This window comes from Desulfocicer niacini (genome assembly GCF_054657595.1).
The window spans coordinates 21,380-45,824 of sequence record NZ_BAAHYK010000004.1; the positions used below are offsets into that span (position 1 = coordinate 21,380).

Sequence of the window (24,445 nt, forward strand, 5' to 3'; positions counted from 1 at the left end):
GGTCGGAACATAAGTGCCATCAAAAGGATAAACAGATGACAATGGATATTAAATCAAAAATTGCAGCGGCGGCAGGCAGAGAAATGGCGGACATTTTGTTTGTCAATGGAAACATTATCAATGTCTTCACTGGAGAGATCCTGCAGGAATCCGTTGCCATTAAAGCGGGGCACATCTGTGGATTCGGTGAATATGAGAGCCGGGAAACAGTGGATCTTAAAGGGGCTTACATGGCACCGGGATTCATGGACAGCCATGTGCACATTGAAAGTGCCATGGTAACCCCGGACGCCTTTGGTCGGGCTGTGGTCCCCCGGGGAACCACAACGGTCATTGCAGATCCCCATGAGATTGCCAATGTGCTGGGCTTGACCGGCATCACATACATGATACAATCTGCCCGTAGCCAGCCCATGAATATCCTATTTGCCCTGCCCTCTTGTGTACCGGCCACCGCCATGGAAACCGCCGGGGCAACATTGACCGCCACCGACCTGGAACCGCTTTTTTCCCACCCATCGGTCTGCGCCCTGGCCGAAATGATGAATTATCCCGGTGTCATTTTTCAAGACCCAGGGGTGATGGACAAACTCAATGTTGCCGGGAAAGCGGGTAAACCCGTGGACGGCCATGCCCCCGGCCTGACAGGAAAATCGCTTTATGCCTATGTGGCCGCCGGAATTCAAAGCGACCATGAATGCACCACCTGTGAAGAAGCCCTGGAAAAGCTGCGCATGGGGATGCACATCCTGGTGCGGGAAGGCACCTGCGCAAGGAACCTGGAGGCACTGATGCCAGCCATCACCGACCATACCTGGTCCCGCATGATGTGGTGCACCGACGATAGGCATCCCGGGGACATCCTCTTTGAAGGCCATGTGGATCATATCATCAGAAAAGCCATTTCCTTAGGGCTTGACCCCATCCGGGCCATACAGATGGGCACCATCAACTGTGCCCGATATTTCGGTATTCAGAATGCCGGGGCCATTGCCCCGGGCCGACGGGCCGATATTGTCATTTTTCAAGATCTGCAAAAACTCGATATTGAAAGGGTATATGCCAAGGGAGTGCTGGTGTCTGAAAAAGGAGAGACACTCTGCCCTGATGAGCAACTTGCACCCTCGTCCCCCTGCCTTGCCGCCATGGATGTCAACATGGATACCATAAATTTTTCCATTCCCCAGAAAAGTTCCCGGGTAAGGGTGATCAAGGCCATGGCCCATCAGGTTGTCACAGGGTATGAGACCATGGATGTCCTTGGAAGGGGCGGATATGCCGTGGCAGATCCTCAACGGGATATGGCAAAAATTGCGGTGATCGACCGGCATTCCGGGAACACCGGCATGGCCACAGCCTTTGTAACGGGCCTGGGGATTGTAACCGGGGCAATTGCCTCCAGTGTGGCCCATGATTCTCACAACATCATCGTGGTGGGAATGGATGATGGGGACATGATGCAGGCAGTGCGAGAAGTGGTAAACATGGGGGGAGGCGTCAGTGTGGTCAATGCAGGCAGAACCCTTTCCTCCGTTGCTCTGCCGGTGGCTGGATTGATGTCCCATGCCCCCATGGCCCAAGTGCACCAGGAGATGGAAAAGGCAATTGAAACGGCCCAGGCATTGGGCTCACCGCTCAGTGATCCCTTCATGACCCTTGGCTTTCTGGCCCTGCCGGTGATTCCTCACCTCAAGATCACGGATAAAGGACTGGTGGATGTGGACAAATTTGAACTGGTGGAACTTTTTGTATAATTAAAGATAAGGATACAGATAACAATGAAGGTTGATGGAAAAGAGATGAGACCCATCTGGTTTGGTACCACCTCACAAACCCCCTGGGTGATTGACCAAAGAAAACTGCCCCACCGGCTTGTCACAGCCAATCTTGACACAGTCAATGCCGTCATTGAAGCCATAAAGGAAATGTTTGTCCGTGGTGCCCCCCTCATCGGAGCCACCGGTGCCTTTGGGGTGTACACCGCCCTTTTTGAAAGCCAGGAAAAAAAAGAGATGGACACCGACCATCTCATCCATGAATGCCAGCGTATCAAAGATGCCCGTCCCACGGCGGTGAACCTGGCCTGGGGAGTGGACAGAGTACTTGAAATGGTTTTACCCCACACCACCCATGAAAAAAGACTAAAGGCAGCCCTTGACGCTGCCTTGGTCATTGTGGAAGAAGAAGCCGAAAACTGCAAACGCATCGGACTGCACGGGGTCTCCCTGATAGAAGCCATTGCCCGCACAAAAAAAGAGGGTCCCGTGAACATCCTGACCCATTGCAATGCCGGATGGCTGGCCACGGTGGAATACGGCACGGCAACAGCTCCCATGTACACCGCCTTTGATAAGGGCCTTGACATCCACGTGTGGGTGGATGAAACCCGCCCGTTGAACCAGGGCGCACGCCTGACGGCCTGGGAACTTGGCAAACACGGCATCGCCCACACCGTTATCACCGACAATGCCGGAGGCCATCTTATGCAGCACGGCATGGTGGATCTGGTCATTGTGGGCACAGACAGAACCACCCGCACCGGAGACGTGGCCAACAAGATCGGCACCTATTTAAAGGCCCTGGCAGCAAGGGACAACAACGTCCCCTTTTATGTGGCCCTGCCCTCCAGTACCTTTGACTGGACCCTGCGGGACGGCATTGCAGACATTCCCATTGAGACCCGTGATCCCCATGAGATCACCCACATCCAGGGACTGGATAGAAACGGTCATCTAACCACGGTGATGGTCCCCCCGGCCCACAGTCCGGCGGCCAACCATGCCTTTGACGTGACTCCGGCCCGCCTGGTGTCCGGATTCATCACGGAACGGGGAATATGTGAGGCATCCGAAGCAGGTATTCTTTCTCTTTTCCCCGAACGGACATAAGCACAACCATGTCAACTTCAGCCCCCCGGCAGTGGGTGATTTCAGGAGATAAAGAGTCAACGGGCGGACAACGGCCGTGTTCCAGATCTCCCCACCGCTGAAGGCGGCATAATAACATTTTCGTTGCAGGGCACAGCAACAGACAGAAATAAAAAGAACCCGACAAAATTTAGTACTTGACAATGAAAGGGTAAAATACATAATAAAACGCATGTTAACTGACATCGAAAAAAAAGTTGTGGCCTCCCTTCAAGGGAACATTCCTGTGTGTCAACGTCCTTTTCAGGACCTGGCCCAGGCCATTGGCATCTCAGAGGCGGAATATCTGGCCATTGTCACCCGGCTCAAAGAGCAAGGCATTATCCGGCGGTTTGGTGCCACCCTGAAACACCAGAAATCCGGATTCAAGGCCAATGCCATGGTGGCATGGAAGGTGGATGAAGACCGGGCAACTAAGGTTGGAGAAATCATGGCATCCTTCCAGGAGGTGACCCACTGCTACCGCAGAGATCCGGCAGCCACCTGGCCCTATAATCTTTACACCATGGTTCACGCCGCAGATGAGGCCACCTGCCACGCCATTGCAAAAAAGATTTCCCAGGCCACCGCCGTCAACGACTACACCCTGCTCTTTAGCCGAAAAGAATTGAAAAAAACCTCCATGCAGTATTTTGAGTGAGTCCCGGCGTGAAAGTTCCCCATATTCTCTGTGTCAACCCCTGGATACACGATTTTGCCGCCTATGATTTTTGGGCCAAGCCCTTAGGGCTTCTGGGGCTTGCCGCCATTTTAAGGGACCATGGCATGACGGTAAAATTCCTGGACTGCCTGGACAGGTTTCACCCCCGTGCCGGATCAGGGGCGAAGATTTTAAATGACGGCCGGGGCCCTTTCCTGAAAAAAGAAATCCCCCCACCCCGGGGTGTGGGGCACATGGGTCAGCGTTTTTCCCGGTATGGCATTGAACCGAACTGGTTCCGCCAAGACCTTAAGAACACCCCTGTGCCGGATATTATTTTTGTCACCTCCATGATGACATACTGGGCATCGGGGGTACAGGAAACCATTGCTGTAATCAAGGAAATGTTCCCCGGGGTTCCAGTTATTTTAGGAGGCGTATACGCATCTTTGTGTACGGACCATGCCCGGAAATTTTCCCTGGCCGATGAGGTCGTCACCGGCAGCGGCGAAGTGCAGATTCCTGCCATCATCCACCATCACACCGGATTTTCCTTTACCCCGAAATATGATCTCAATGAGCTGAATGCCCTGCCCTACCCGGCTCTGGATCTGGTCTCAAAGATGACCTACGCCCCCATTCTCACCTCCCGGGGGTGTCCCTTTTCCTGCACCTATTGCGCATCCTCGTTTCTGGAAAAAAGCCTTCGCCATCGCTCTCCGGAAACGGTGTTCCAGGAAATTGAGCACTGGCACAGGGTCCATGAAATAACAAACTTTGCATTTTACGATGATGCCCTGCTCATCCACCCCACTGAGCATATTCTTCCCCTTCTGGAAAAAATCATCCAATCCGCCATGCCCCTGTCTTTTCATACACCCAATGCCCTGCACATAAGACAGATCAGCCAGGAGGTGGCAACGATGATGTTCAGGGCCGGTTTTAAAACCATCCGACTGGGCCTTGAAACAGCGGATGTCTCATCCTCCCGCACCGAGGATCACAAAGTCCGGGGCAATGAATTTTCCCTGGCGGTGGATCACTTGAAACAGGCGGGTTTTTCATCGGATCAGATCGGTGCCTATCTGTTGTGCGCGCTACCGGAGCAGCCCCCTCGGGCCGTAGCCCGGTCCATCATGGCAGTTAAGGAAAAGGGGATACAGCCGGTGCTGGCTTATTATACCCCCATTCCCCACACCCTCATGTGGGAAACGGCAAAAAAACATTCCCGATTTGACCTGGAAGCAAACCCTGTATTCACAAACAACGCCCTGCTACCCTGCATGGAGGAAGACCATGCCTTTGAAACCATCCACAAACTCAAAGCGTTAACAAGACAATAAGATTCACAGCAGGGGTGGCAAGTGAAGAGTCAGATTTGCATTATTGGCACCATCCATGATATTTTGGGTTCGCAACGGGTTGGGTGGATAACGCCAATAACAAAAGCTAGACGCGTTCTTGCAAAGGCGGCCCAAAAAACTTGAACATCGAGATATAGTACTAAAGGTACTGTTTTTTAAAAAACATTACAACCAACAACGCGATGCGCCCCCAGGGGTACGCCATCGTCATGGTCACCAGGACAGCCAAACATGATTATATTTGATCTGGAATGCATTAACGGCCACACCTTTGAAGGATGGTTTGACGGCCGTGCCGATTTTGAACAACAATACCAACAGGGTCTTTTATCATGCCCAGTGTGCGATACCACATCTGTGGAGCAGATACTCTCCCCCGTGGCGGTGAAAACCTCTTCCCAGGCCACATCCATTCAAAGAAAACAACAAGATATGCTGGCCGGAATCAACCAGAAACTGACCCGTTACGTGGAAAAAAACTTTGAGAATGTGGGAACCGGTTTTGCCCGGGAGGCCCTGAAAATCCATTATGGCGCATCAGAACCCAAGAACATAAGAGGAATCACCACACCTGAAGAAGATAAACTCTTGGACAAGGAGGGGGTTCCGGTGATAAAATTTGCAATGCCGGAAAAAACCAAAGAAGAACTCAACTGATGGACGTAACCATAACACTTACCAATCTCGAACAATGCCGGTTTTATGAACATCCATTAAATGATCCACAGGGAGGACATCATGCATTACAGAGTAAAACACTTGTCAATAATGTTGTTCACGCTTCTGCTGCTCATGGGATGCAATAATTTTCTACTGAACCTGTCCTTTTCCGACATCCAGGGCCTTAAAAAAGAAGCCCCTCTGTTTTTCGATCAAAACAAAGTGGGCCGTGTCACCCACATTGCATACACCGACACGGGAGACTTTCTGGTATCTGTTGAGATTGATACTGCCTTCCAATCAGCCTTCACGGAGCATTCACGATTTGAAATCATCCCCTCCCCCCTGAAAGAAGATGAAAAAGCCATCCTCATGACCCTGACGAAAAAAGGAGGCGAAAAACTGGAAAAAGGGGCAACGGTAAAAGCCACCCCCCCGTCTCCTTTTCAGGGGCTGACACCCTTTTTTGACAAGTTCAAAAGCGGGTTTGACGACCTGATGAACAACATGAAGTCAATCCCTGAAAGCGACCAATACCAAAAACTTGAAAACCAGATCGACGAACTGACCCAAAAGATGAAAACATCGGGACAAGCCCTCCAGGAAAGTATCAGAAACGACCTCATTCCCAGACTGAAACAGCAGATTGAAGAGCTGAGCAGGCAATTAAAAGAAAAAGGAATGGAAGATAAAGCCGCGCCCCTGGAAAAGAAACTTCAAGCCCTTGAGGATGTCTAACAATTCATATGCTGAAAAAAATATCCATCATCACCGCTGCCACCCTTGCGGGGCTGGCTCTCCTACTCTGCATCACCCTTGTTTCCGGCCTGTTCTACATTGAGTCCCGCCCGGGAACTGAACGGCTGCAAAAAACCATCAATGACCGCATTCCCGGCAGCCTCACCTGGAAAACGCTTACGTTGTCCCCGGCCAGGGGCATATTGGAGATAACCGGGGCATCACTTGTTTCTGCAGAAAACAACCCGGTGGCAGACTTCAAACGCCTGCTGCTGTCTCTGGATCTGTCCGCCCTGTTAAATCGGGAACTTGTCATAAAAGAGTTCGCCATTGAAAATCCCACCGTCACCATTGAAAAAAACAGTGCCAATATATTAAACATCCTTGCCGCCCTCACCGATGCGCCGCCTTCATCCACAAAGGCCCCACCGGAACCGGAAGACTCCCCTCTGGTGCTGCCGTTTAATATCATTGCCCACACCATTGGCATCACCCATGGCACTATCTCCTTTGTTTCCGTTCCCGATGCAATCAATACCAGCGTTGGGGATTTATCCCTTCAATGCCGGGGCAACCTGGGCAAAAAACAGTTGGATCTCACCCTGACCACGGGCAGCGCAAGCATCAACCTTCCCCAGGCCCGCACCACCATCCACCGCCTGAACCTGACCGCCGCTTTTTTAAAAGATGCCCTTACAGATATAAATGTCCAGCTGGATACCGATGCCGGAAACCTTGCCCTTACAGGCAATGCCCATACCCTTTTTTCCACCCCGGAAGCAGATATCAACCTGACCGTGGACGGCGACATTGCCCGAACCTTGAAATCCATGGAAAACACCTCGGATATTTCAGGAACTATTGCGGCCCGGGCCACAATTAAAGGCCCCGTAAACAACCCGGAGGTCACCCTTTTTCTGGACTATCCCGGCGGAAAGATATTGGGTCATAACATCAACCGGGCACACATTGACATTGACATGAAAGATAAAATCTGCCGCATCGGTGAATTGCTTCTGGACCATGACAGTGGCAGGGTCAACGCAAAAGGAACGGTGGACCTCTCCCGTACCTTTCCTTCAGGATTTCTTTCCCCCGAACAAAAACTGGATGCCCTGGCCTGGGATATTCGTCTTGACGGCAAAGACATCATGCCGGGCCCCCTGCTTGATAGCTTTGACATCAAGGGCATTGCCGGTGTCTGCCAGCTGGCCATGGACTTTTCCGGGGGGATCTCCGCTCCCCCGACGGGAAACCTAACCCTTAAAGCCACAGGTGCCGGATATGGGCCCTATCCCCGGGCAGATGCAGATATCCAATTTTCCCTTGACAAGGGAATCCTCACCGTCAAAAAATGCACCCTGTCATCGGAACCTGTCAGCTTAGACCTTCTGGGAAAAATAGCCCTTCTGGAACCGGGTAAAATGATCCCCCTTAAAAATCCCCTGATCCAGCTCTCCCTCTCCTCAAGCCCCCTGGCCCTGGAAAACCTGAGTCCATATATCAGTGCGTTGAAAGATCAGGGTCTTAAAGGAATCCTCACTCTCAAGGCCGACATAAATGGCAGCAAAGAGGTCCCCAAAGCCCTGGTAACCCTGGCAGGCCAGCGCATTGAAGTGGCTGGAGAATCAGTGGAGAGAATAGATCTTATCGCCCGTCTTGACCTTCAGAAAGTTTTTTTGGAAAACCTGGACATCTACCTGGGAGAAAACCGGAAAATCAATGCCGTGGGATGGGCAGATACCCTTCACCAGTTTGACATAAAACTCAATGCCAACGGCATCCCCCTTTCCCGATTTAACCTCATCCGGGAAAAAAGCCCAGCCGACGGCATCTTTTTTGCCGACCTGTCTGCCACCGGCACCTTTGAAGACCCACAAGTTACAGGGGACATTGCGCTCAAATCCTTCACGGTGGATGGAAAACCCATTGAGGACCTTATTGCCAGCGTTGACATCAAAAACCAGTATGCCACCATAAAGGGGCGACTCAATTTTGACATCACCGCCGGGTTTAATCTGGGCACCCGGGATTTCAAGGGCAACCTGCTCTTTAAAGACACCAACCTGAGCCCCTGGTTTCAACTGGCAGGACAAGACGAAATATCCGGCAATATCACCGGGGAAATAGCCCTGGACGGCAATGCCGAAGCCCTCGATAACATCAACGTACGCACCGACATCAAAACCATTTCCATTGCTCTTCAGGAAAAATTCAATATCACCTCAACGGATATCAAGGCCCAGCTCCAGGGTAAAACCTTTCAGGTACCCCCTTTCACCACCTCTCTGCCCGAACAGGGAACCCTTACACTCGGGGGATCAGGAACGGTGGATGGCGATATCACAGCCAAAGCCAGTGCCAGGGTTCCGGTCAGTGCTGCCCGGCAGTTTGCCGACGACCTCCCGGATCTCACCGGAAATATTTCCCTGGATGTCACGGCCCTGATCAAAAAAGAGATAAAAGACTCCCGGTTTAATGCGCAACTATCCATCAATGATGTGGGGGTTACCCTCCCAGACTTTCCGTCAAAAATTCACGCCATCAACGGCACCATCCTGGCCAACAGGGATCAGGTGGAAATAAGAGAGATCACAGGCTTTCTGGATCAGGGGAACTTTTCCATCACGGGCAAAACCAGCCTCACCGATTTCATGCCCCGGGCCTACACGGCAAAACTCACGGCCCAGTCCCTACCCGTCAACGTCCCGGAGGGCCTTGATGCCCTGTTTGATGTAGATTTAAACCTTGCCGGCACCATGGAAAAATCAGCCCTCTCCGGCACCATTGTCCTTGATTCCGGGGAACTGACCCGGGAGATAAATATCAATAAAGAAATCATCTCCGCTGTGACCAATCCCCAGCGATCCAGAAAGGGAGTTAACCAACAACAAGAGGGCAACCCCTATCTGGATAACCTGACCCTGGATATTTTTGTCCAGGCCAAAAACAATTTCATCGTTGATACCAACCTTGCCAACTTGGAAATTCATCCGGATCTACGCATTCAGGGTTCTCCCATGGCACCGGTGGTTTCAGGGCGGTCCACCATTGATCCGGGTACCATTCACCATTACAATAAAGAGTTTACCCTGACCCGGGGCACCATTGATTTCATAAATCCGTATAAGATTGAACCGGAACTTGATATCCAAGCCCTGCATGAAATCAGGGACTGGGACATTACCCTGTCCGTCACCGGCACCCCGGATGCCCTGGTGCTCTCACTGGCTTCGGACCCGCAACTGGAACAGGCCGACATCACCTCCCTCCTGTTGAGGGGAAAAACCACCAACGAACTTATCTCCTCCGAGGGGGGAACCACCTTTTCTCCGGGGAACGCTCTTGCCCAGTTTGCCACCTCTTCCGTGCAGGACAATGTCCGGGCCGCCACTGGTCTTGATATCCTTGAAGTGGGGTTTGATGACCCCGAGGGCAATGGCAGTGTGGGCAATGTAAACCTCACCGTGGGGAAAAAACTCACCGATCGGGTGACCCTGAAATATGGCACGGCCTCCGAGGATGGCCAGATGATTCAGACCACCTCCGCCGAATATCAGATGACCGACACAATGACGGCCACCGGATTTCAGGACTCCCAGGGGAAATTTGGCGGTGAAGTGAAATATCGACTGGAGTTCAGATAAACGCCCCCTGCCCTGAAGGAACAGAGGATTTTCAAGCCTGACCACCCCATCGCCAAGAAGCTCCGGCCCGGGGAAATGGGAATAAGCCCAACAGGAGATTAAGAATTATTTATGAAAAATTTTCTCATCATTACCATGGTTGCCCTGACAGCATTTTTTATCACCTTACCCGCCGGGGCAGAAACAACCCCTCTTTCCACAAACTGCATCCGACTCCAAAACATTCAATTCAAAGGCAATAATCATTTTTCCACCACTCGACTCAAGCTTCGCATGAAGTGCTGGAGCACCTCTCTTTTACCCGGACAAATGAACTGCCTGAATGAAGACTGGCTGAAACTTGATGTAAAGAATCTGATCTCCTTTTACCGTGGGAAAAAATTTGCGGAAGCTTCCATTGAAACAGAAATAATCCCCATTACCGGTGGGGGAAAACACATTCTTGCCATCACAATTCAGGAAGGCCCCCGGTACGAAATCGTCTTTTCCGGCAACACCTTTTTTTCCCAACGTCAACTGAACAAAGAGCTCTCCATCTTTGAAAAGGGAGATCCCAATGGCTCGGGACTGAGAAAGGGCCGTTCCAACATCCGAAAAAAATATAAAAAGGCAGGATTCCCAGATGTGGAAGTAAAACTTGACACGGAAATCCTCAAGGAAAAGACAGAAAGCATCAAACAGGTCACCTATAGCATCACCCAAGGAAGACAAATGGTGGTACAAGCCCTTGACATTAAAGGAAACAACCGTGTTGATACCGCCAAAATAAAGGACGCCATGATCACCCGGCCCAAGGGCCTACTAGACCCCGGCGGATTCAATGAAGACACCCTTAAAAAAGATCTGGATGCCATTTCCCTGGTCTATATCAGCAACGGGTTTCTCAATGCACAGATTTCCCGGGAAATCCGAGTGGAAGAGAAAGAGGTCTCGGCCCCCGAAGAAAAACACAGCGACACCCCCCGGCAGGTCTTCATAACCATCCAGATAGTAGAAGGGATCCAGACCCTGGTCAACAGCGCCGTCATCTCGGGCCTGGAAGACATTATCTCTCCCAAAAAAGCCCTGGCAGCCATGACCTTATCCTCCGGCAAACCTTTCAGGGATTACATGGTTAAAAGCGATTCCAATGTATTGGCGGCACTGGTATCGGAAAGGGGGTATCCCCACGTCAAGGTCACCAGTGATACCCAGCTGAACCCGGACAAAACCCGTGCAGATATTTCCTGGCAGGTCATCCCGGGTTCTTATACCCGATTTGGAACGGTACATTTTTCCGGCAACCAGCGTTTAAAGCAGGAGACCATCCAGAAAAAAGTTAAAATAACCCCCGGGGCACCCTTTTCCCTGAAAAAACTGTTTGCCACCCAGAAACGTGTCAGGGAAATTTATTCCGTATCATCTGTTAAAATAACCGTCCCGGGCCTAAAGGCAAAGGAAGCACAGCCAGACATCAACATTGAGGTGACTGAACGTAAACCCTATTATGTGGAAGCCGCTGCAGGCTATGATACGGAAAACGAAGCCTATCTCAAGGTAAAAACCGGTGATACCAACTTCATGGGCCGGGACATGAATGCCTGGGTGCAGGCCAATGTCAGCGGCATCGGTCACCGCTTTGAAACCGGGGTCCGGGACCCCTTTTTCCTGGACACCCTAATCGCTGCCACCTTCACCATTTATCAGGAGGATGAACAGGCCTTAAACCAGGATTTCGGCATCCGTTCCTGGGGGGCAGACTCTGGATTTTCAAGGGATCTCACCCCTAGCCTCACAGCGGGTCTGAACTTTAAATATGAAAACAGAATTCAATATGACGGAGACAATGATGCAGAGGAAGAAACAAGAAACATTCTCATCACCTCCGCGTCCCTGGCATGGGACAAGCGCGATTCCGTCCTGAAACCCACCAGCGGATTTTTATCTTTTGCCTCGGTGGACCTGTTCACAGGGATCAACAGTGACCTTGACCGGTTTCTTAAATATCAGCTGGACATGAGGCACTATAGATCCCCTTTTAAGGGCTTGACCTTTGCCATGGCAGGACGTGTGGGGTATATCCAGCCCCTGGGGGCCGCCAATAGCGTTGCCGAAGATCAGCTTTTTTTTCTGGGCGGCATCTCCGACGTCCGGGGATTTGAGGAGAACATGCTCCGTGTGGACAGCGATGATGATGCCCTGGGGGGAAGAACTTCCCTGTCCGCCAGCCTGGAAGCCCGCATTGATCTGCCCGCCAATTTTGAACTGGCATTTTTTCTGGACACCGGTAAAATTGATGAAACTGACCAGGTAGATGCCTTGGATGACTTTCGATATGCCGTGGGTACCGGACTTAGATACAACACGCCCATCGGACCCATCGGACTTCTTTACGGGCATAAACTCAATCCCGAGGATGGGGAAAGTTCTGGACAGATTCATTTTTCCATTGGGTATACATTTTAATGTTTTTCCTTGTAAAATCCAGCAAATTAAAGTATAGAATTTATCTCCCGGCTGTGCTGTGTTAAATTGCCCCATGGGTATTCTGATCGGTCGCCGCGTAACAGAAGGTCATGAACCTCGTCAGATCCGGAAGGAAGCAGCGATAAGTGATATCATCTGTGTCGTGGATTGATCCCGGTCCTGCAATATTCCGGCAATTTACCAGCCAGCCGGGTCTCTCCTTAAAGCCCACCCCTTCCCCCATTTTTATTTCTTGACATGGCATCAAACGGTCTTATTTTCTCCTAAAATTAAATCTATGTTTATTATATACTTTTTAAGACGTTATATATCAAAATACTTGGATCAGGAGAAAATGTTGGCTGAAAAAGATGAATCCCTAAGGGAAGACACCGGCAAAGAATCCGTCAACGGTGACAGCAAAACAGAAGCAGCGTCATCCGAAGCAACGGATTCAGCATCTGAAAAAGATTCCTGCAATAAAAACAAATCAACCGAAGCACAACCGGACATTGAGACGCTTCAGACACAGCTCCGGGCAGAACAGGACCGTTGTCTGCGGCTTTCTGCGGAGTTTGACAATTACAAGAAGCGCTCTTCAAGGGAACTTGCGGACTTCAGACGATTTGCCAATGAATCGGTTTTCAAGAAACTGCTCACGGTGGTGGATAATCTTGAGCGTGCCCTTGATTCAGGGGAAAAGCACAGTGATGCCGCCAGCATCCTTGAAGGAATCCAGTTGACCCACAAAGAACTGATCAAACTGTTTGAAACCTTCAACGTGAAATCCCTGAAATCCCAGGGAGAACCCTTTAACCCGGCATTTCACCAGGCAGTCACCCAGCAGGAGACCGATGAACACCCGGAAAACACGGTGATCAACGAACTTCAAAAGGGATATCTAATCCACGATCGCCTGCTGCGACCGTCCATGGTGGTGGTTTCTAAATCCGTTGCAAAACAAGAAAATTAAAGACAGATCATATATACATCATATTTGGAGGAATAGATCATGGGTAAAATAATCGGAATTGACCTTGGAACAACCAACTCATGCGTGGCCGTCATGGAGGCGGGCGAAGCAAAAGTAATTACAAACCCCGAAGGCGGAAGAACCACCCCTTCTGTTGTGGGCATCACGGAAAACGGCGACCGCCTGGTGGGTCAAACCGCCAAGAGGCAGGCCATCACCAACCCTGAAAATACCGTATTTGGCGTAAAACGTCTGGTGGGAAGAAAGTTTAATTCCAAAGAAATCCAGGGAGACATCAATGTCCTTCCCTATAAGATTGAAGCCGCATCCAATGGCGATACAAGAATTAATCTGCGGGGAAAACAGCACAGCCCGGCGGAGGTATCGTCTTTTATTCTGGCCAACATCAAAAAAACGGCCGAAGAATATCTGGGAGAAGAGGTAACAGAGGCGGTTATCACCGTACCAGCATACTTTAATGACAGCCAACGCCAGGCCACCAAGGATGCCGGTAAAATCGCAGGCCTTGATGTAAAACGTATTATCAATGAGCCCACGGCAGCCTCCCTTGCCTATGGTCTGGATAAAAAAGGCGAAGAAAAAATTGCCGTATTTGACCTTGGTGGCGGTACCTTTGACGTCTCCATCCTTGAAATCGGCGATGGCGTATTTGAAGTAAAGTCCACCAATGGCGATACCCATCTGGGTGGTGAAGATTTTGACTTAAGGGTCATTGATTACATTGCCGATGAATTCAAAAGAGAGCAGGGCATTGACATCCGCAAGGATAAGATGGCACTGCAAAGACTGAAAGAAGCAGCTGAGAAAGCCAAAATGGAGCTCTCCACTGCAGTTGAAACCGATGTGAACCTACCCTTTATCACAGCCGATGCAAGTGGCCCCAAACATCTGGACGTGAAACTGTCCCGGGCCAAACTGGAATCTTTGGTGGCTGATCTTTTAGATAATCTCTCCAGACCCTGCCAGCAGGCATTGAAAGATGCCAAACTCCAGGCCAGTGACATCAATGAAGTGGTTCTTGTGGGTGGTATGACCCGCATGCCCGCCGTGCAGAAACGGGTGGAAGAAATTTTCGGGAAAAAACCCCATAAGGGCGTAAACCCCGATGAGGTGGTTGCCATGGGTGCTGCCATCCAGGCAGGTGTGCTACAGGGTGATGTCAACGACGTGCTCCTGCTGGATGTAACCCCGCTGTCCCTTGGTATTGAAACCCTTGGTGGAGTCATGACCAAACTCATTGAAAAGAACACCACCATCCCCACCAAGAAGAGCCAGGTGTTTTCAACGGCAGCTGACAATCAGCCGGCAGTGTCCATCCATGTGCTCCAGGGAGAACGGGAAATGGCCACCGGCAACAAGACTCTGGGTCAGTTTGAACTGTCTGAAATTCCACCGGCACCCCGAGGTGTTCCCCAGATTGAGGTCACCTTTGACATTGATGCCAATGGTATTGTCCATGTGTCCGCCAAAGACAAGGCCACGGGTAAAGAGCAGTCCATCCAAATCACCGCGGCAAGCGGTCTTTCCGAAGCCGAAATTGAAAAAATGGTCAGAGATGCCGAACTTCACGCTGACGAAGATAAAAAGAAGCGTGAGTTGGTGGATGCCAGAAACAATGCCGAGTCCCTCATTGATCAGACCAATAAAACCCTGAAGGAACACGGTGACAAGATAGATGAAGCCACCCGTAAAACCATAGAAGACGGTGTTGAAGCCCTCAAACAGATCAAAGACAGTGATGATGCCCAGGCCATCAAGGATAAAATTGAAGCCCTGACCCAGGCATCCCATAAGCTGGCCGAAGCCATGTACCAACAGGCAGCCAAAGAAGGTGCAGCCCCTGGTGCAGAGCAGGCTGGTGGTGCCCAGGCCCCGGATGATGATGTCATGGACGCCGATTTTGAGGAAGTCAATGACAACAAGAAATAAATTCTGATTCCACTGGATGGTTAATATAGATCCCGCTGTGCACCGGGTGCACAGCGGGATTTTCATATGTATCCTGGATCTGCTTCCAGGCTTCATAAAATTTCACACAGGAATATCACCATGATCATCACCGAGATCCTGGCAAGGAACAGCCGACTTTACAAAAACGAAATTGCCCTGGTTGAAAGGGTTCCAGAAGAATCTCTGCGCCGGGAAATCACCTGGAACGATTTTTACCGAGATGCCAACCGCATGGCCAATGCCCTTGTAAGAAAAGGGATTAAAAAGGGAGATGGGGTGGTGCAGCTCATGACCAACTGCCTGGAATGGCTGCCCATCTATTTTGGTGTTCTCAACACCGGAGCCTGGGCCGTCCCCCTTAATTTCAGATTTGAGGCCGATAAAATCCGTTTGTGCACCGAAGTGGCTGAAGCAAAGGTATTCATCTTTGGGCAGGAATTCATAGAACGCCTGGAGGGTATTCGCATCCTTCTTGAAACCACCGTGCACACTTGGATTTTCACAGGACCTGTGGAATTGTGTCCCGATTACGCCATTCCCTATGAAATATTCATTCACGGTGCCAAAGCAGATAGCCCGCCACCGGTTTCCATCTCCATTGAAGATGATGCCGCCCTTTATTTCACCTCCGGTACCACCGGTACCCCCAAGGCCGTTTTATTGACCCACAGAAACCTCGAACACGCCTGTTACATTGAAAACAACCACCACCGGCAGACCCGGGAAGATGTGTTCCTGTGCATCCCCCCCCTGTATCACACCGGTGCGAAGATGCACTGGTTCGGCAGTTTTCTGGTGGGGAGCAAGGCCGTGATCCTGAAAGGGGTACGGCCGGAATGGATACTTGAAGCCGTGTCCGAAGAAAGGGCCACCATTGTGTGGCTGCTGGTGCCCTGGGCCCATGATATTCTAATCTCCTTTGAACGTAACCTCATTGATTTTTCCAGATACAAACTGGATCAATGGCGGCTCATGCACATTGGTGCCCAACCGGTCCCTCCCTCTCTTATCAAAGAGTGGAAGGAGTACTTCCCTAACCATGACTATGACACCAACTATGGACTCACCGAATCCACCGGTCCCGGCTGTGTTCATCTTGGCATGGACAATGACCACAAAGTGGGTGCCATCGGTAAAGCCGGTTTTGACTGGGAATGCCGCATTGTGGATGGGTCCGGAAATGAACTGCCCCCCGGAGAAAGTGGAGAGCTCATTGTCAAGGGCCCCGGCGTAATGAAGTGCTACTACAAAAACCCCCAGGCCACGGCAGACACCCTGAAGAATGAATGGCTTCACACCGGTGACATTGCCCGGTGCGACAAGGATGGATTTATTTTTCTGGTGGACCGGAAAAAAGACGTGATCATCTGCGGGGGCGAAAATATCTTTCCCGTTGAAATCGAACATTTTTTCATGCAGAATAAAAAAATCCAGGACATTGGCGTCATCGGCATTCCCGATGAACGACTAGGTGAAATTCCCGCAGGCATCATTGCCGTCAAGCCCGGCATGGAGCTGACAAAACAGGAGGTAAAGACCTTTGGTCTTGGCCTGCCGCGCTACAAACGGTTGAAAAAAATTATATTTGCAGAGGTTCCCAGAAATGCCACCGGCAAAATTGAAAAGCCCAAGCTTCGACGGCTTTATGCCAGAGACAGCCGAAAAGATATCAATCAATTGGTTCGATAGGCCAACCGAACCGTCAAAAAAGGGGGTGATGGTCATGAAAAGAAAAATGCTTTTCCTCACAGTCTTGATTCTTTTCCTTGGTGTTTGCGATCTCTGCATTAAAGATGCCCGGGCAGAAACACCGAAAACCCGGGAGATTCTCAATCGCATGGAAAAGAAATATGCCGACAGGGATTTCAGTGCAGATTTTCATCAGATTTCCACCCTCACCGCCCTGGAAATAACAGAAACCGCATCGGGAAAAGCCTTTTTCAGCCATCCGGGTAAAATGCGCTGGGAATATCTTGTGCCCACCCGGCATCAGATCATCTCAGACGGCGATACCCTCTGGATTTACCGCCCCGACGAAAATCAGGTGGTCAAGGGGGATGCCCGGGCCTTTTTCACCGCTGGGGCCGGTGGTGCATTTTTGTCAAACATCTCCCTTGTAAGGGAGCAATACAGCGCAGATATAAGAGAAAATCCAACAGATGTCGATCACGTCACCTTAATTCTGGAACCTATAAAACCATCCTCCGAAATCAAATCCATTCATATCCGGATTCTCAAAAAAAATGATCACATTGTACAGGTTAAAACTATCAACCCCTATGGCGACGAGACCACCCTGGAATTCTGGAATATTGCATTCAACAAAATTGCTCCGGAGGTCTTTGATTTCAATGTGCCCGAGGGGGTGGATGTCATAAATATGGAGTAGGAACAAGGAGAATATCGCAGAAGAGACCAGACTGCCGGTCCAGGATTCATCTTTGAGTCCTGGCTGTCTGTTTATTAAAAATAAGGGCTGGTCACAACGTCAAGCCCCTTGGGTTGGCGTCAAGCTTGTGTTATTTGGAGCCCAATAAACGCTTCATCCTGTAAATAACACAAGCCTGACCCTGCTGACACACCCAATGATAAAGACTGGCCAATGTTATGACCAAGCCCCAAAAATCGTATTACATGGCATTGAAAACATCGTCGGAGATGTCGGCATTGGTATAAAATTTCTGGATATCATCACAGTCATCCATGGCATCCATGAATTTAATCATCTGCTCGGCTTCTTTTCCCTCAAGAACTGTCTGGGTCTGGGGAATCATGGTCACTTCGGCCATGGTATATTTTATTCCAGCCGCGTCCACGGCCTCTTTTACGGCATCAAAGTCTTCCGGGGCCGTGATCACCTCAAAGCAGTCACCTTCATCCTTTACATCTTCGGCACCGGCCTCGAGACCCACTTCCATAAGCGTATCTTCATCGCTTTCCGACTTGTCCACAGAAATCAGGCCTCTTTTATCAAACATCCATGACACACAGCCATCTGTGCCGATATTTCCCCCGGCCTTGCTGAAAATATACCGGACATCAGCAATGGTGCGGTTTCGGTTATCTGTAAGGCACTCCACCAGTACAGCAACGCCCCCCGGACCATACCCTTCGTAGACGATTTCTTCATAATCCACGCCTTCCAGCTCTCCGGTACCCTTTTTAATGGCCCGCTCCAGATTATCTTTTGGCATGTTCTGGGCTTTGGCGGCATTCACTGCGGTTCTCAAACGCGGATTGGAATCGGGATCTCCCCCCCCCATTCTGGCGGCAACGGTGATTTCCTTGATGAGCTTGGTAAAAATCTTACCGCGCTTGGCATCAGCGGCCCCCTTTTTATGCTTGATGGTCGACCATTTACTATGTCCTGACATGAATATATCCTCCTTAACTGTTATTTTTTACTCAAACCTATAATATATATCTCTTTACTGGATTTTCTGCAACTTTCGGGCTTAAATATGCGATGCTGTTTAAAATGCTGCTGCACCTGTTTTTCAAAAACCTTGAAATCCGCCCCCTGGAAAATTTTACACACAAAATGACCACCAGGCCCAAGAAGCTCCAGGGCCTTTCCCAGGGCCACCTCACAAAGGGCCTGGGATCTTGCGGCATCAATGTCTTTTCTGCCGGTGGTGGCAGGGGCCATGTCACTTAACACGGCATCATAGCTTTTCCCCGAAGGAGACACAATCTCTTCATTCATCTCAAAAATATCGCCCACATGGGCCACGGCATTAGCCGGAAGGGGAACCGCCACAGCTTTCAAATCAATGCCATGGGCACTTCCGTTATTTCCCACGGTTCTGGCCGTATATATCAGCCAAGAACCCGGTGCGCATCCCAGATCAAGAACGGTGTCCCCTTTTTTCAGAACATTGAATTTTTTCTGTATCTCCATTAATTTGTATACAGAGCGTGCCGGATAATTTTCTGCTTTGGCCTTGTGGGTGAAATGATCCGCCCACTGGGTCCCTTTCTTGCCTTTATTTTTTTTTTGTACCATTATTTATTTGCCTCGGGTCCGCTCCCCCGGTGTTACCACGGAAAAGACGGACTTAAACGGGAGACATTCCCAACCAGCCAGTTCCGGGATGTGTTATTGTCTTATTTTCCCTGGCTAATGTTGGCATGATCCCCCTAAAAAAGTATTTCCACCACCTGCTTTAAAGAGGTTATCCCCTGGATGGTCATGCCGGGAATATCCGGCACCTGTTTTATACTGTTTTGGGGCAGGAGACAACGGGTAAATCCCATCTTGGCAACCTCTTTCACCCTTGATTCCACATGCCCCACGGCCCTTATCTCACCGGTGAGACCGATTTCACCCACAACGGTGGTACCTTCAGGCACTGGCAAATCCAGAAAACTGGATGCCAGGGCCACCGCAATGCCCATATCTGCGGCCGGTTCCACCACCTTTACCCCCCCCGCCACGTTCATGAAAATATCCAGACCCGACAGGTTTATACCCAGTCTTTTTTCCATCACCGCCGCAATAAGCGCCACCCGGTTGGGGTCCAGTCCCAGCACTGTCCTCCGGGGATTCCCAAGCCCGGAGCTGGAGGCAAGCCCCTGTATTTCAACCAGAATGGGCCGGGTACCTTCCATGCTGGCTGTCACCACAGATCCCGGAGCATTCACCGATCGTTCAGCCAGAAAAATCTCAGAGGGATTGGGAACCTCTGCAAGCCCCATTTCCTTCATTTCAAAGACCCCGATCTCGTTGGTGGAACCAAATCTATTTTTAACCGCCCTTAATATTCTGAACACATGGCTTCGATCTCCCTCAAAATAGAGCACAGTATCCACCATGTGTTCCATGATTCTGGGGCCTGCAATGGCACCGATCTTCGTCACATGGCCCACAAGAAAAAGAGGCACTCCCGATTGTTTTGCCATATTAAGAAGACGTATGGAGGCTTCACGAATCTGTGTGACACTACCCGGAGTGGAGGAAATCTCAGGATTGTAAACCGTCTGAATGGAATCCACAACCATGGCATGGGGTTTTTCCGATTCCGCCATGGAAATGATGGAATCCAGGTCTGTTTCCGCTGCCACCAGCATGGACGTCACCCCGGATGAAAGGCGGTCTCCTCGCATTTTAATCTGGCGGATGGACTCTTCACCAGAGATATACAGGGTCTTTTTCCCGGCTTCCGCCAGCCGGGAAAGGACCTGGAGCATCAGGGTTGATTTGCCTATGCCCGGATCTCCTCCGATGAGCACAAGGGTTCCCGGTACGATACCCCCCCCAAGCACACGGTCAAACTCCTGTATGCCTGTCTCAATGCGGGGTTCTTCCTCAAAGGCAATGGCCCCCATGGGAACCGCCGCTGTCCTTGCCCTGGAAAACCGTGCCCCCGGCGCAGATGTCTGTACGGGTTTCTCCCCGGATAAGGTATCCCAGTCCCCGCATCCGGGACACTTCCCCATCCATTGATGTGTCTCATGGCCGCAGGAAGTGCACCGAAATATCAAGCGCTCTTTTTTTTTCAAAATGTTTCCCCACAGAATTCATTTCATGTATAACAATAGTGATAAATGGTGGTTGCTTTTTTAAAAAAAGCAGGTGCTAACTGCCCTGTGGGCTTATATCATTTTAATTTAACAGTATCAAGACAGGGCTTCCACGCCAACATGAAACTGGGCACAATCATAAAATGGACCCGCCAATGATGATGGATGGCATATGTTATCGCCAGCCCCATCAAACTCAGGTCATAATTTCTCAGGGCTTGATCACAACATGGGCCACTTTGGGAACCTGTCAGGCTCGCATTATTTGCATTATAGTTGGCTTTGGCGTTTGCGCAGGATGTGGTCGATAACGCAAATAACACAAGCCTGACCCCATTGACCCGTGACGGGTGGCCCATGTTGTGATCAAGCCCATTTTTCAACATAACTGGAACAGGAGAATCTTAAATCCATGACATACTATTTGCCTGCAACGACAAATCACGGACATTTCCGATCCAAGATGCTGGTGCTATTGATCCTGATGTTCACCCTTATTTTTCCGGGCCTTTCATCCGGAAAAAATTCACAAGATATCCAGGAACTGACTGCTGTTAAAACGCGTCTCATCAAGGATGGTTTTTCCAGGGATTTCATTGAAAACACCTATGCCAGTCCAAAGGTTGCCTTTTCTCTTAAAGGCGTTTCTCTATTTTTTGTACATTCTGAATCCAGCCTGAACTACGATCAGTTTCTGTCAGACAAATCCATATCCAATGCACTGAAATATATGAAAACACACAAAAAAGACCTGCAATCGGCAGAAACGATTTATGGCGTTGATAAGACCGTCATCACCGCCATTATACTGGTGGAAACCCGCCTGGGAACCTACCTTGGCAACCGAGCCGTCATCAATACCCTTTCCACCATGGCAGCGCTGTCGGAAAAGAAAAACAAGGAAGCCCTGTGGCAATCTCTAGCAACATCCAAACGCTTTACAAGGAAAAAATTTGACCAAAAAGCCCTCCAAAAATCCAAGTGGGCTTACACCGAACTGAAGTCACTTCTGCAATTTGCCCAACGAGAAAACATTGATCCCGTGGCCATCAAGGGCTCCTATGCCGGAGCCATGGGAATCAGTCAATTCATGCCAAGCAATGCCCTTACCCTGGCCAAAGACGGCAATGGAGATGGCAAAGTCAATCTTTTTGAACATGCTGATGCCATCCACAGCGTCGCCAATTACCTTAAACGCTATGGCTGGCAACCCAAGGTGAACCGACAAAAAGCCCACAAAATTCTATACAAGTACAACCACAGCAACTATTATGTAGACACTTTGCTTAAAATTTCAGACAAATTAAAGGGATAGAGAAAAAGATTTATGGATACATTTGTAGTAATTGCCGGCATCGGCGCAATTTTCTGGGGCTTGACCATGCTGGCCATGGTGGACATTATCTTAAAGGACTTCGGGTCCATCAAGACCAAAGCACTTTGGGGCGCTATCTCTTTGTTGCCCTTTGTGGGCTGGCTTATTTATTTTATGGCGGGAGCCAAAAAAGGGGTACGGAAAAAAAAATAAACAAAGGCCTGACAATACCGCGCGCATTTCCATTTTCCCGGTCGGGGGCATCATCATCAGGCAAATGGGAATGCGCCCGACAATACCTTCGCTAATTTTATCTTTAAATCAAACCATACCCTGTTCTTATTTTCCGATGTTGCCCAAGAAATTTTTCCGGCGCATTTTAAAAAGGGCCGCGTCTTCCCTTACCACGTAATAGTGTTTCTTATCTTTTTCATCAAAGCACTCATAAAGCGCATTGTATGAACCCAAATCGTCCACATCACGGAGGCGATGCACATCATCATTAAAGCGATTACAGACCGTTACCCAATCTTCAACCACCGCCCCCTTTAGAATTTCCAGAGTCTTTTTTTCGGCATCATATTCTACAAGAATTGCATCCATAGTGTTTGCTCCCTTATAAAGATGGATTCCCTTCCCGGGGAGTCATCCCGGGAGATGGAGACACGTCGTTCTCATTTGTAAAAAAACATTATCATACCTTGGTTGTCTGTCAACGCAAAAACCGTCTCTTAATGCCTGTGAAAATGTTTTAAAGAGCCGTCAACTGAATTTAAAGAAGGGATGACAACAAATCTTCCTCCCTGGAAATCCATATGGATTTTTTTAAAACCCCATATTTTTTATTGACAATGCTGTCATCTATCTATATAAAGTAGAGGTTTTGTGGCCCCATCGTCTAGCGGTTAGGACGCTGGCCTCTCACGCCGGAAGCCGGGGTTCGATTCCCCGTGGGGTCACCAATTAATAAATTAAAGGGTTTAGCTTAATTGCTAAACCCTTTTTTTATTGTAAAAACGCGGTCTCAGGCCAAAGCGTTAAGGTAAAGATAACAAATAAATGTGACTCAGTCAAAATACAAACCGCCTTCAAGCATCTCAGCATCACCCGGCAAGGAAAAAAGGAACCACCATCTCCCGGACCACATTATCACCTTACCGGGTGCCGGCACGATCACTGCCCACCGATCCCAGGGGTAGACACCCGCTCCAGGCCCGTGGGGGGGGAGCAGTTACCTTTGAAGGACTATCCCAAAACGGAATGGTGGTTAGAATCGTGCCCCTGGCATTAATCCCGGCCCTCGGGGGTTTGCCCTCTCCCGGTCAAGAGTACGCTTTGAATGCGTATCCTGTGCATCGCCCAAACCGGTCGGTGCAAGTATGCAGTTTCCCCGGTGGTAAGGGGGTAAATCCATGTCATTGAGTTTTGTTAAGTTTTAGGCATGGAGGATTCATAATTTCGCTCCTGAAAATTAAGGATTGAAACAGAAGATAGGCCCGAAACAGGCCGAGTGAATTTATGGAGAATTGAGAAAATGAGACACACCTGCGTATGGAGTCCAAAAACTTAGACTTATGTGCAAAGGGTGTGCTGTCATAGCATCCCCTTTGCCCAGGTCCCCGAAGGATGTCGGTGAAATGAAGGCCCCTGGAATAGCCCAAATCTCTGGAGCCTATGGCCTATGGTTTTGGTAACCGCTTGATTAACCATATTATGCGCTGTATCAGATCAGCAGTGGGGTGGGTCCTTTTTTATGGAGTCCCAAAAATCTCCGGAAAGGTTAACAAAAGTTAACATTTTAACCAGCACTGCCCAAATGTGGATAATGGTTTCGACTGCTCAATTTTGAGCGGTGGAGGGGTGTTGTGCAGCAACCTGGCGGCGCGGATCGGCAGGACACCGTTCACAGAATCCACGCATCCAGGGAAGGACGACGGCAGGCTGGGATATATTGCCCGGTGATGCCGGTACTCAAATATGAGTACCGGCCATTTACTTAGGTCGTCATGGGGAAAGCTGACGTACCGTTATGGTGCATCGGCACCTTGGGGCCCTAAAGGTCAATCCAAGTTTGGATGCCCTGAATTTGATATTCTCTCTGAGCATTCCGGATATGTGGTTTACCAGCTCACCCCACCGAGCTATTCCTCAATGCGTACGGCGTCCAAAAAATCCCCATGGGAACTCTGGATCATGGAACTTTTCACATACTATTTTGCGCCATAATGTGCTATAAGATATG

The 24,445-nt window shown here is 49.8% G+C and carries 18 protein-coding genes, 1 tRNA gene and 1 other RNA gene; 16 read left to right on the plus strand and 4 right to left on the minus strand.

Annotation, left to right across the window (positions count from 1 at the left end):
- Positions 1-35: 35 nt before the first annotated feature.
- From ade to ACYQ2M_RS02870, 13 genes are all read left to right on the plus strand, one after another.
- The gene (ade, locus tag ACYQ2M_RS02810) at positions 36-1,754 is read left to right on the plus strand and encodes an adenine deaminase (protein ID WP_459914795.1); all 1,719 of its coding nucleotides are present in this window, start codon (positions 36-38) and stop codon (positions 1,752-1,754) included.
- A 24-nt stretch (positions 1,755-1,778) separates the two neighbouring features.
- Complete coding sequence (gene mtnA, locus ACYQ2M_RS02815) at positions 1,779-2,888, plus strand: S-methyl-5-thioribose-1-phosphate isomerase (RefSeq protein ID WP_459914796.1); 1,110 nt, start codon at positions 1,779-1,781, stop codon at positions 2,886-2,888.
- 211 nt (positions 2,889-3,099) lie between these two features.
- Positions 3,100-3,567, plus strand: a complete 468-nt coding sequence (ahbB, locus tag ACYQ2M_RS02820) for a siroheme decarboxylase subunit beta (protein ID WP_459914797.1) — start codon at positions 3,100-3,102, stop codon at positions 3,565-3,567.
- Between the two features lie 8 nt (positions 3,568-3,575).
- Positions 3,576-4,910: a B12-binding domain-containing radical SAM protein gene (locus ACYQ2M_RS02825; RefSeq protein WP_459914798.1), complete on the plus strand. Its 1,335-nt coding sequence runs from the start codon at positions 3,576-3,578 to the stop codon at positions 4,908-4,910.
- Positions 4,911-5,162: 252 nt separating this feature from the next.
- Positions 5,163-5,588 (plus strand): DUF1178 family protein, encoded by a 426-nt coding sequence (locus ACYQ2M_RS02830; protein ID WP_459914799.1) that lies wholly within the window; start codon positions 5,163-5,165, stop codon positions 5,586-5,588.
- Positions 5,589-5,669: 81 nt separating this feature from the next.
- On the plus strand, positions 5,670-6,329 hold the full coding sequence (locus ACYQ2M_RS02835) for an MlaD family protein (protein ID WP_459914800.1): 660 nt from the start codon (positions 5,670-5,672) through the stop codon (positions 6,327-6,329).
- Between the two features lie 8 nt (positions 6,330-6,337).
- Complete coding sequence (locus ACYQ2M_RS02840) at positions 6,338-9,976, plus strand: translocation/assembly module TamB domain-containing protein (RefSeq protein WP_459914801.1); 3,639 nt, start codon at positions 6,338-6,340, stop codon at positions 9,974-9,976.
- A gap of 111 nt (positions 9,977-10,087) precedes the next feature.
- Complete coding sequence (gene bamA / locus ACYQ2M_RS02845; protein WP_459914802.1) at positions 10,088-12,421, plus strand: outer membrane protein assembly factor BamA; 2,334 nt, start codon at positions 10,088-10,090, stop codon at positions 12,419-12,421.
- 84 nt (positions 12,422-12,505) lie between these two features.
- Positions 12,506-12,602: signal recognition particle sRNA small type (gene ffs / locus ACYQ2M_RS02850), an RNA gene on the plus strand.
- A 174-nt stretch (positions 12,603-12,776) separates the two neighbouring features.
- Positions 12,777-13,394 carry a nucleotide exchange factor GrpE gene (gene grpE / locus ACYQ2M_RS02855; protein WP_459914803.1) on the plus strand — a complete coding sequence of 206 codons (618 nt, stop codon included), beginning with the start codon at positions 12,777-12,779 and terminating at the stop codon, positions 13,392-13,394.
- A 39-nt stretch (positions 13,395-13,433) separates the two neighbouring features.
- On the plus strand, positions 13,434-15,344 hold the full coding sequence (dnaK, locus tag ACYQ2M_RS02860; RefSeq protein ID WP_459914804.1) for a molecular chaperone DnaK: 1,911 nt from the start codon (positions 13,434-13,436) through the stop codon (positions 15,342-15,344).
- Between the two features lie 120 nt (positions 15,345-15,464).
- Positions 15,465-17,054 carry a class I adenylate-forming enzyme family protein gene (locus tag ACYQ2M_RS02865; protein WP_459914805.1) on the plus strand — a complete coding sequence of 530 codons (1,590 nt, stop codon included), beginning with the start codon at positions 15,465-15,467 and terminating at the stop codon, positions 17,052-17,054.
- A 34-nt stretch (positions 17,055-17,088) separates the two neighbouring features.
- A complete protein-coding gene (locus ACYQ2M_RS02870) occupies positions 17,089-17,754 on the plus strand; it encodes a LolA family protein (protein WP_459914806.1) in 666 nt (221 codons plus the stop codon).
- A gap of 241 nt (positions 17,755-17,995) precedes the next feature.
- Here ACYQ2M_RS02870 and ACYQ2M_RS02875 read toward each other — a convergent pair whose 3' ends face one another.
- The 3 genes from ACYQ2M_RS02875 to radA all read right to left on the minus strand — a co-directional run bounded on the left by ACYQ2M_RS02875 (position 17,996) and on the right by radA (position 20,867).
- Positions 17,996-18,739, minus strand: a complete 744-nt coding sequence (locus ACYQ2M_RS02875) for a YebC/PmpR family DNA-binding transcriptional regulator (RefSeq protein ID WP_459914807.1) — start codon at positions 18,737-18,739, stop codon at positions 17,996-17,998.
- A 20-nt stretch (positions 18,740-18,759) separates the two neighbouring features.
- Positions 18,760-19,371 carry an SAM-dependent methyltransferase gene (locus tag ACYQ2M_RS02880; protein ID WP_459914808.1) on the minus strand — a complete coding sequence of 204 codons (612 nt, stop codon included), beginning with the start codon at positions 19,369-19,371 and terminating at the stop codon, positions 18,760-18,762.
- 134 nt (positions 19,372-19,505) lie between these two features.
- Entirely contained in the window at positions 19,506-20,867 is a 1,362-nt protein-coding gene (gene radA, locus ACYQ2M_RS02885) for a DNA repair protein RadA (protein WP_459914809.1), read from the minus strand.
- 433 nt (positions 20,868-21,300) lie between these two features.
- Here radA and ACYQ2M_RS02890 point away from each other — a divergent pair, with 433 nt between their 5' ends.
- Together ACYQ2M_RS02890 and ACYQ2M_RS02895 are read left to right on the plus strand one after the other, a co-directional pair.
- On the plus strand, positions 21,301-22,203 hold the full coding sequence (locus ACYQ2M_RS02890) for a lytic murein transglycosylase (RefSeq protein ID WP_459914810.1): 903 nt from the start codon (positions 21,301-21,303) through the stop codon (positions 22,201-22,203).
- Between the two features lie 12 nt (positions 22,204-22,215).
- Positions 22,216-22,416 carry a PLDc N-terminal domain-containing protein gene (locus ACYQ2M_RS02895; RefSeq protein ID WP_459914811.1) on the plus strand — a complete coding sequence of 67 codons (201 nt, stop codon included), beginning with the start codon at positions 22,216-22,218 and terminating at the stop codon, positions 22,414-22,416.
- A 126-nt stretch (positions 22,417-22,542) separates the two neighbouring features.
- Here ACYQ2M_RS02895 and ACYQ2M_RS02900 read toward each other — a convergent pair whose 3' ends face one another.
- The gene (locus ACYQ2M_RS02900; RefSeq protein WP_459914812.1) at positions 22,543-22,806 is read right to left on the minus strand and encodes a hypothetical protein; all 264 of its coding nucleotides are present in this window, start codon (positions 22,804-22,806) and stop codon (positions 22,543-22,545) included.
- A gap of 284 nt (positions 22,807-23,090) precedes the next feature.
- On the opposite strand from ACYQ2M_RS02900, the gene ACYQ2M_RS02905 reads away from it, so the two are divergent.
- A tRNA-Glu gene (locus ACYQ2M_RS02905) sits at positions 23,091-23,165 on the plus strand.
- Positions 23,166-24,445: the final 1,280 nt, after the last annotated feature.

Bases quoted from the DNA above. Each gene is read 5' to 3' on its own strand.
- grpE (WP_459914803.1), top strand. From the start codon at position 12,777: ATGTTGGCTGAAAAAGATGAATCCCTAAGGGAAGACACCGGCAAAGAA.
- ACYQ2M_RS02840 (WP_459914801.1), top strand. From the start codon at position 6,338: ATGCTGAAAAAAATATCCATCATCACCGCTGCCACCCTTGCGGGGCTG.
- ACYQ2M_RS02830 (WP_459914799.1), top strand. From the start codon at position 5,163: ATGATTATATTTGATCTGGAATGCATTAACGGCCACACCTTTGAAGGA.
- ACYQ2M_RS02880 (WP_459914808.1), bottom strand. From the start codon at position 19,371: ATGGTACAAAAAAAAAATAAAGGCAAGAAAGGGACCCAGTGGGCGGAT.
- ACYQ2M_RS02900 (WP_459914812.1), bottom strand. From the start codon at position 22,806: ATGGATGCAATTCTTGTAGAATATGATGCCGAAAAAAAGACTCTGGAA.
- dnaK (WP_459914804.1), top strand. From the start codon at position 13,434: ATGGGTAAAATAATCGGAATTGACCTTGGAACAACCAACTCATGCGTG.
- ACYQ2M_RS02895 (WP_459914811.1), top strand. From the start codon at position 22,216: ATGGATACATTTGTAGTAATTGCCGGCATCGGCGCAATTTTCTGGGGC.
- ACYQ2M_RS02835 (WP_459914800.1), top strand. From the start codon at position 5,670: ATGCATTACAGAGTAAAACACTTGTCAATAATGTTGTTCACGCTTCTG.
- mtnA (WP_459914796.1), top strand. From the start codon at position 1,779: ATGAAGGTTGATGGAAAAGAGATGAGACCCATCTGGTTTGGTACCACC.
- ACYQ2M_RS02890 (WP_459914810.1), top strand. From the start codon at position 21,301: ATGACATACTATTTGCCTGCAACGACAAATCACGGACATTTCCGATCC.
- ACYQ2M_RS02865 (WP_459914805.1), top strand. From the start codon at position 15,465: ATGATCATCACCGAGATCCTGGCAAGGAACAGCCGACTTTACAAAAAC.
- ACYQ2M_RS02875 (WP_459914807.1), bottom strand. From the start codon at position 18,739: ATGTCAGGACATAGTAAATGGTCGACCATCAAGCATAAAAAGGGGGCC.
- bamA (WP_459914802.1), top strand. From the start codon at position 10,088: ATGAAAAATTTTCTCATCATTACCATGGTTGCCCTGACAGCATTTTTT.
- ade (WP_459914795.1), top strand. From the start codon at position 36: ATGACAATGGATATTAAATCAAAAATTGCAGCGGCGGCAGGCAGAGAA.
- ACYQ2M_RS02870 (WP_459914806.1), top strand. From the start codon at position 17,089: ATGAAAAGAAAAATGCTTTTCCTCACAGTCTTGATTCTTTTCCTTGGT.
- ahbB (WP_459914797.1), top strand. From the start codon at position 3,100: ATGTTAACTGACATCGAAAAAAAAGTTGTGGCCTCCCTTCAAGGGAAC.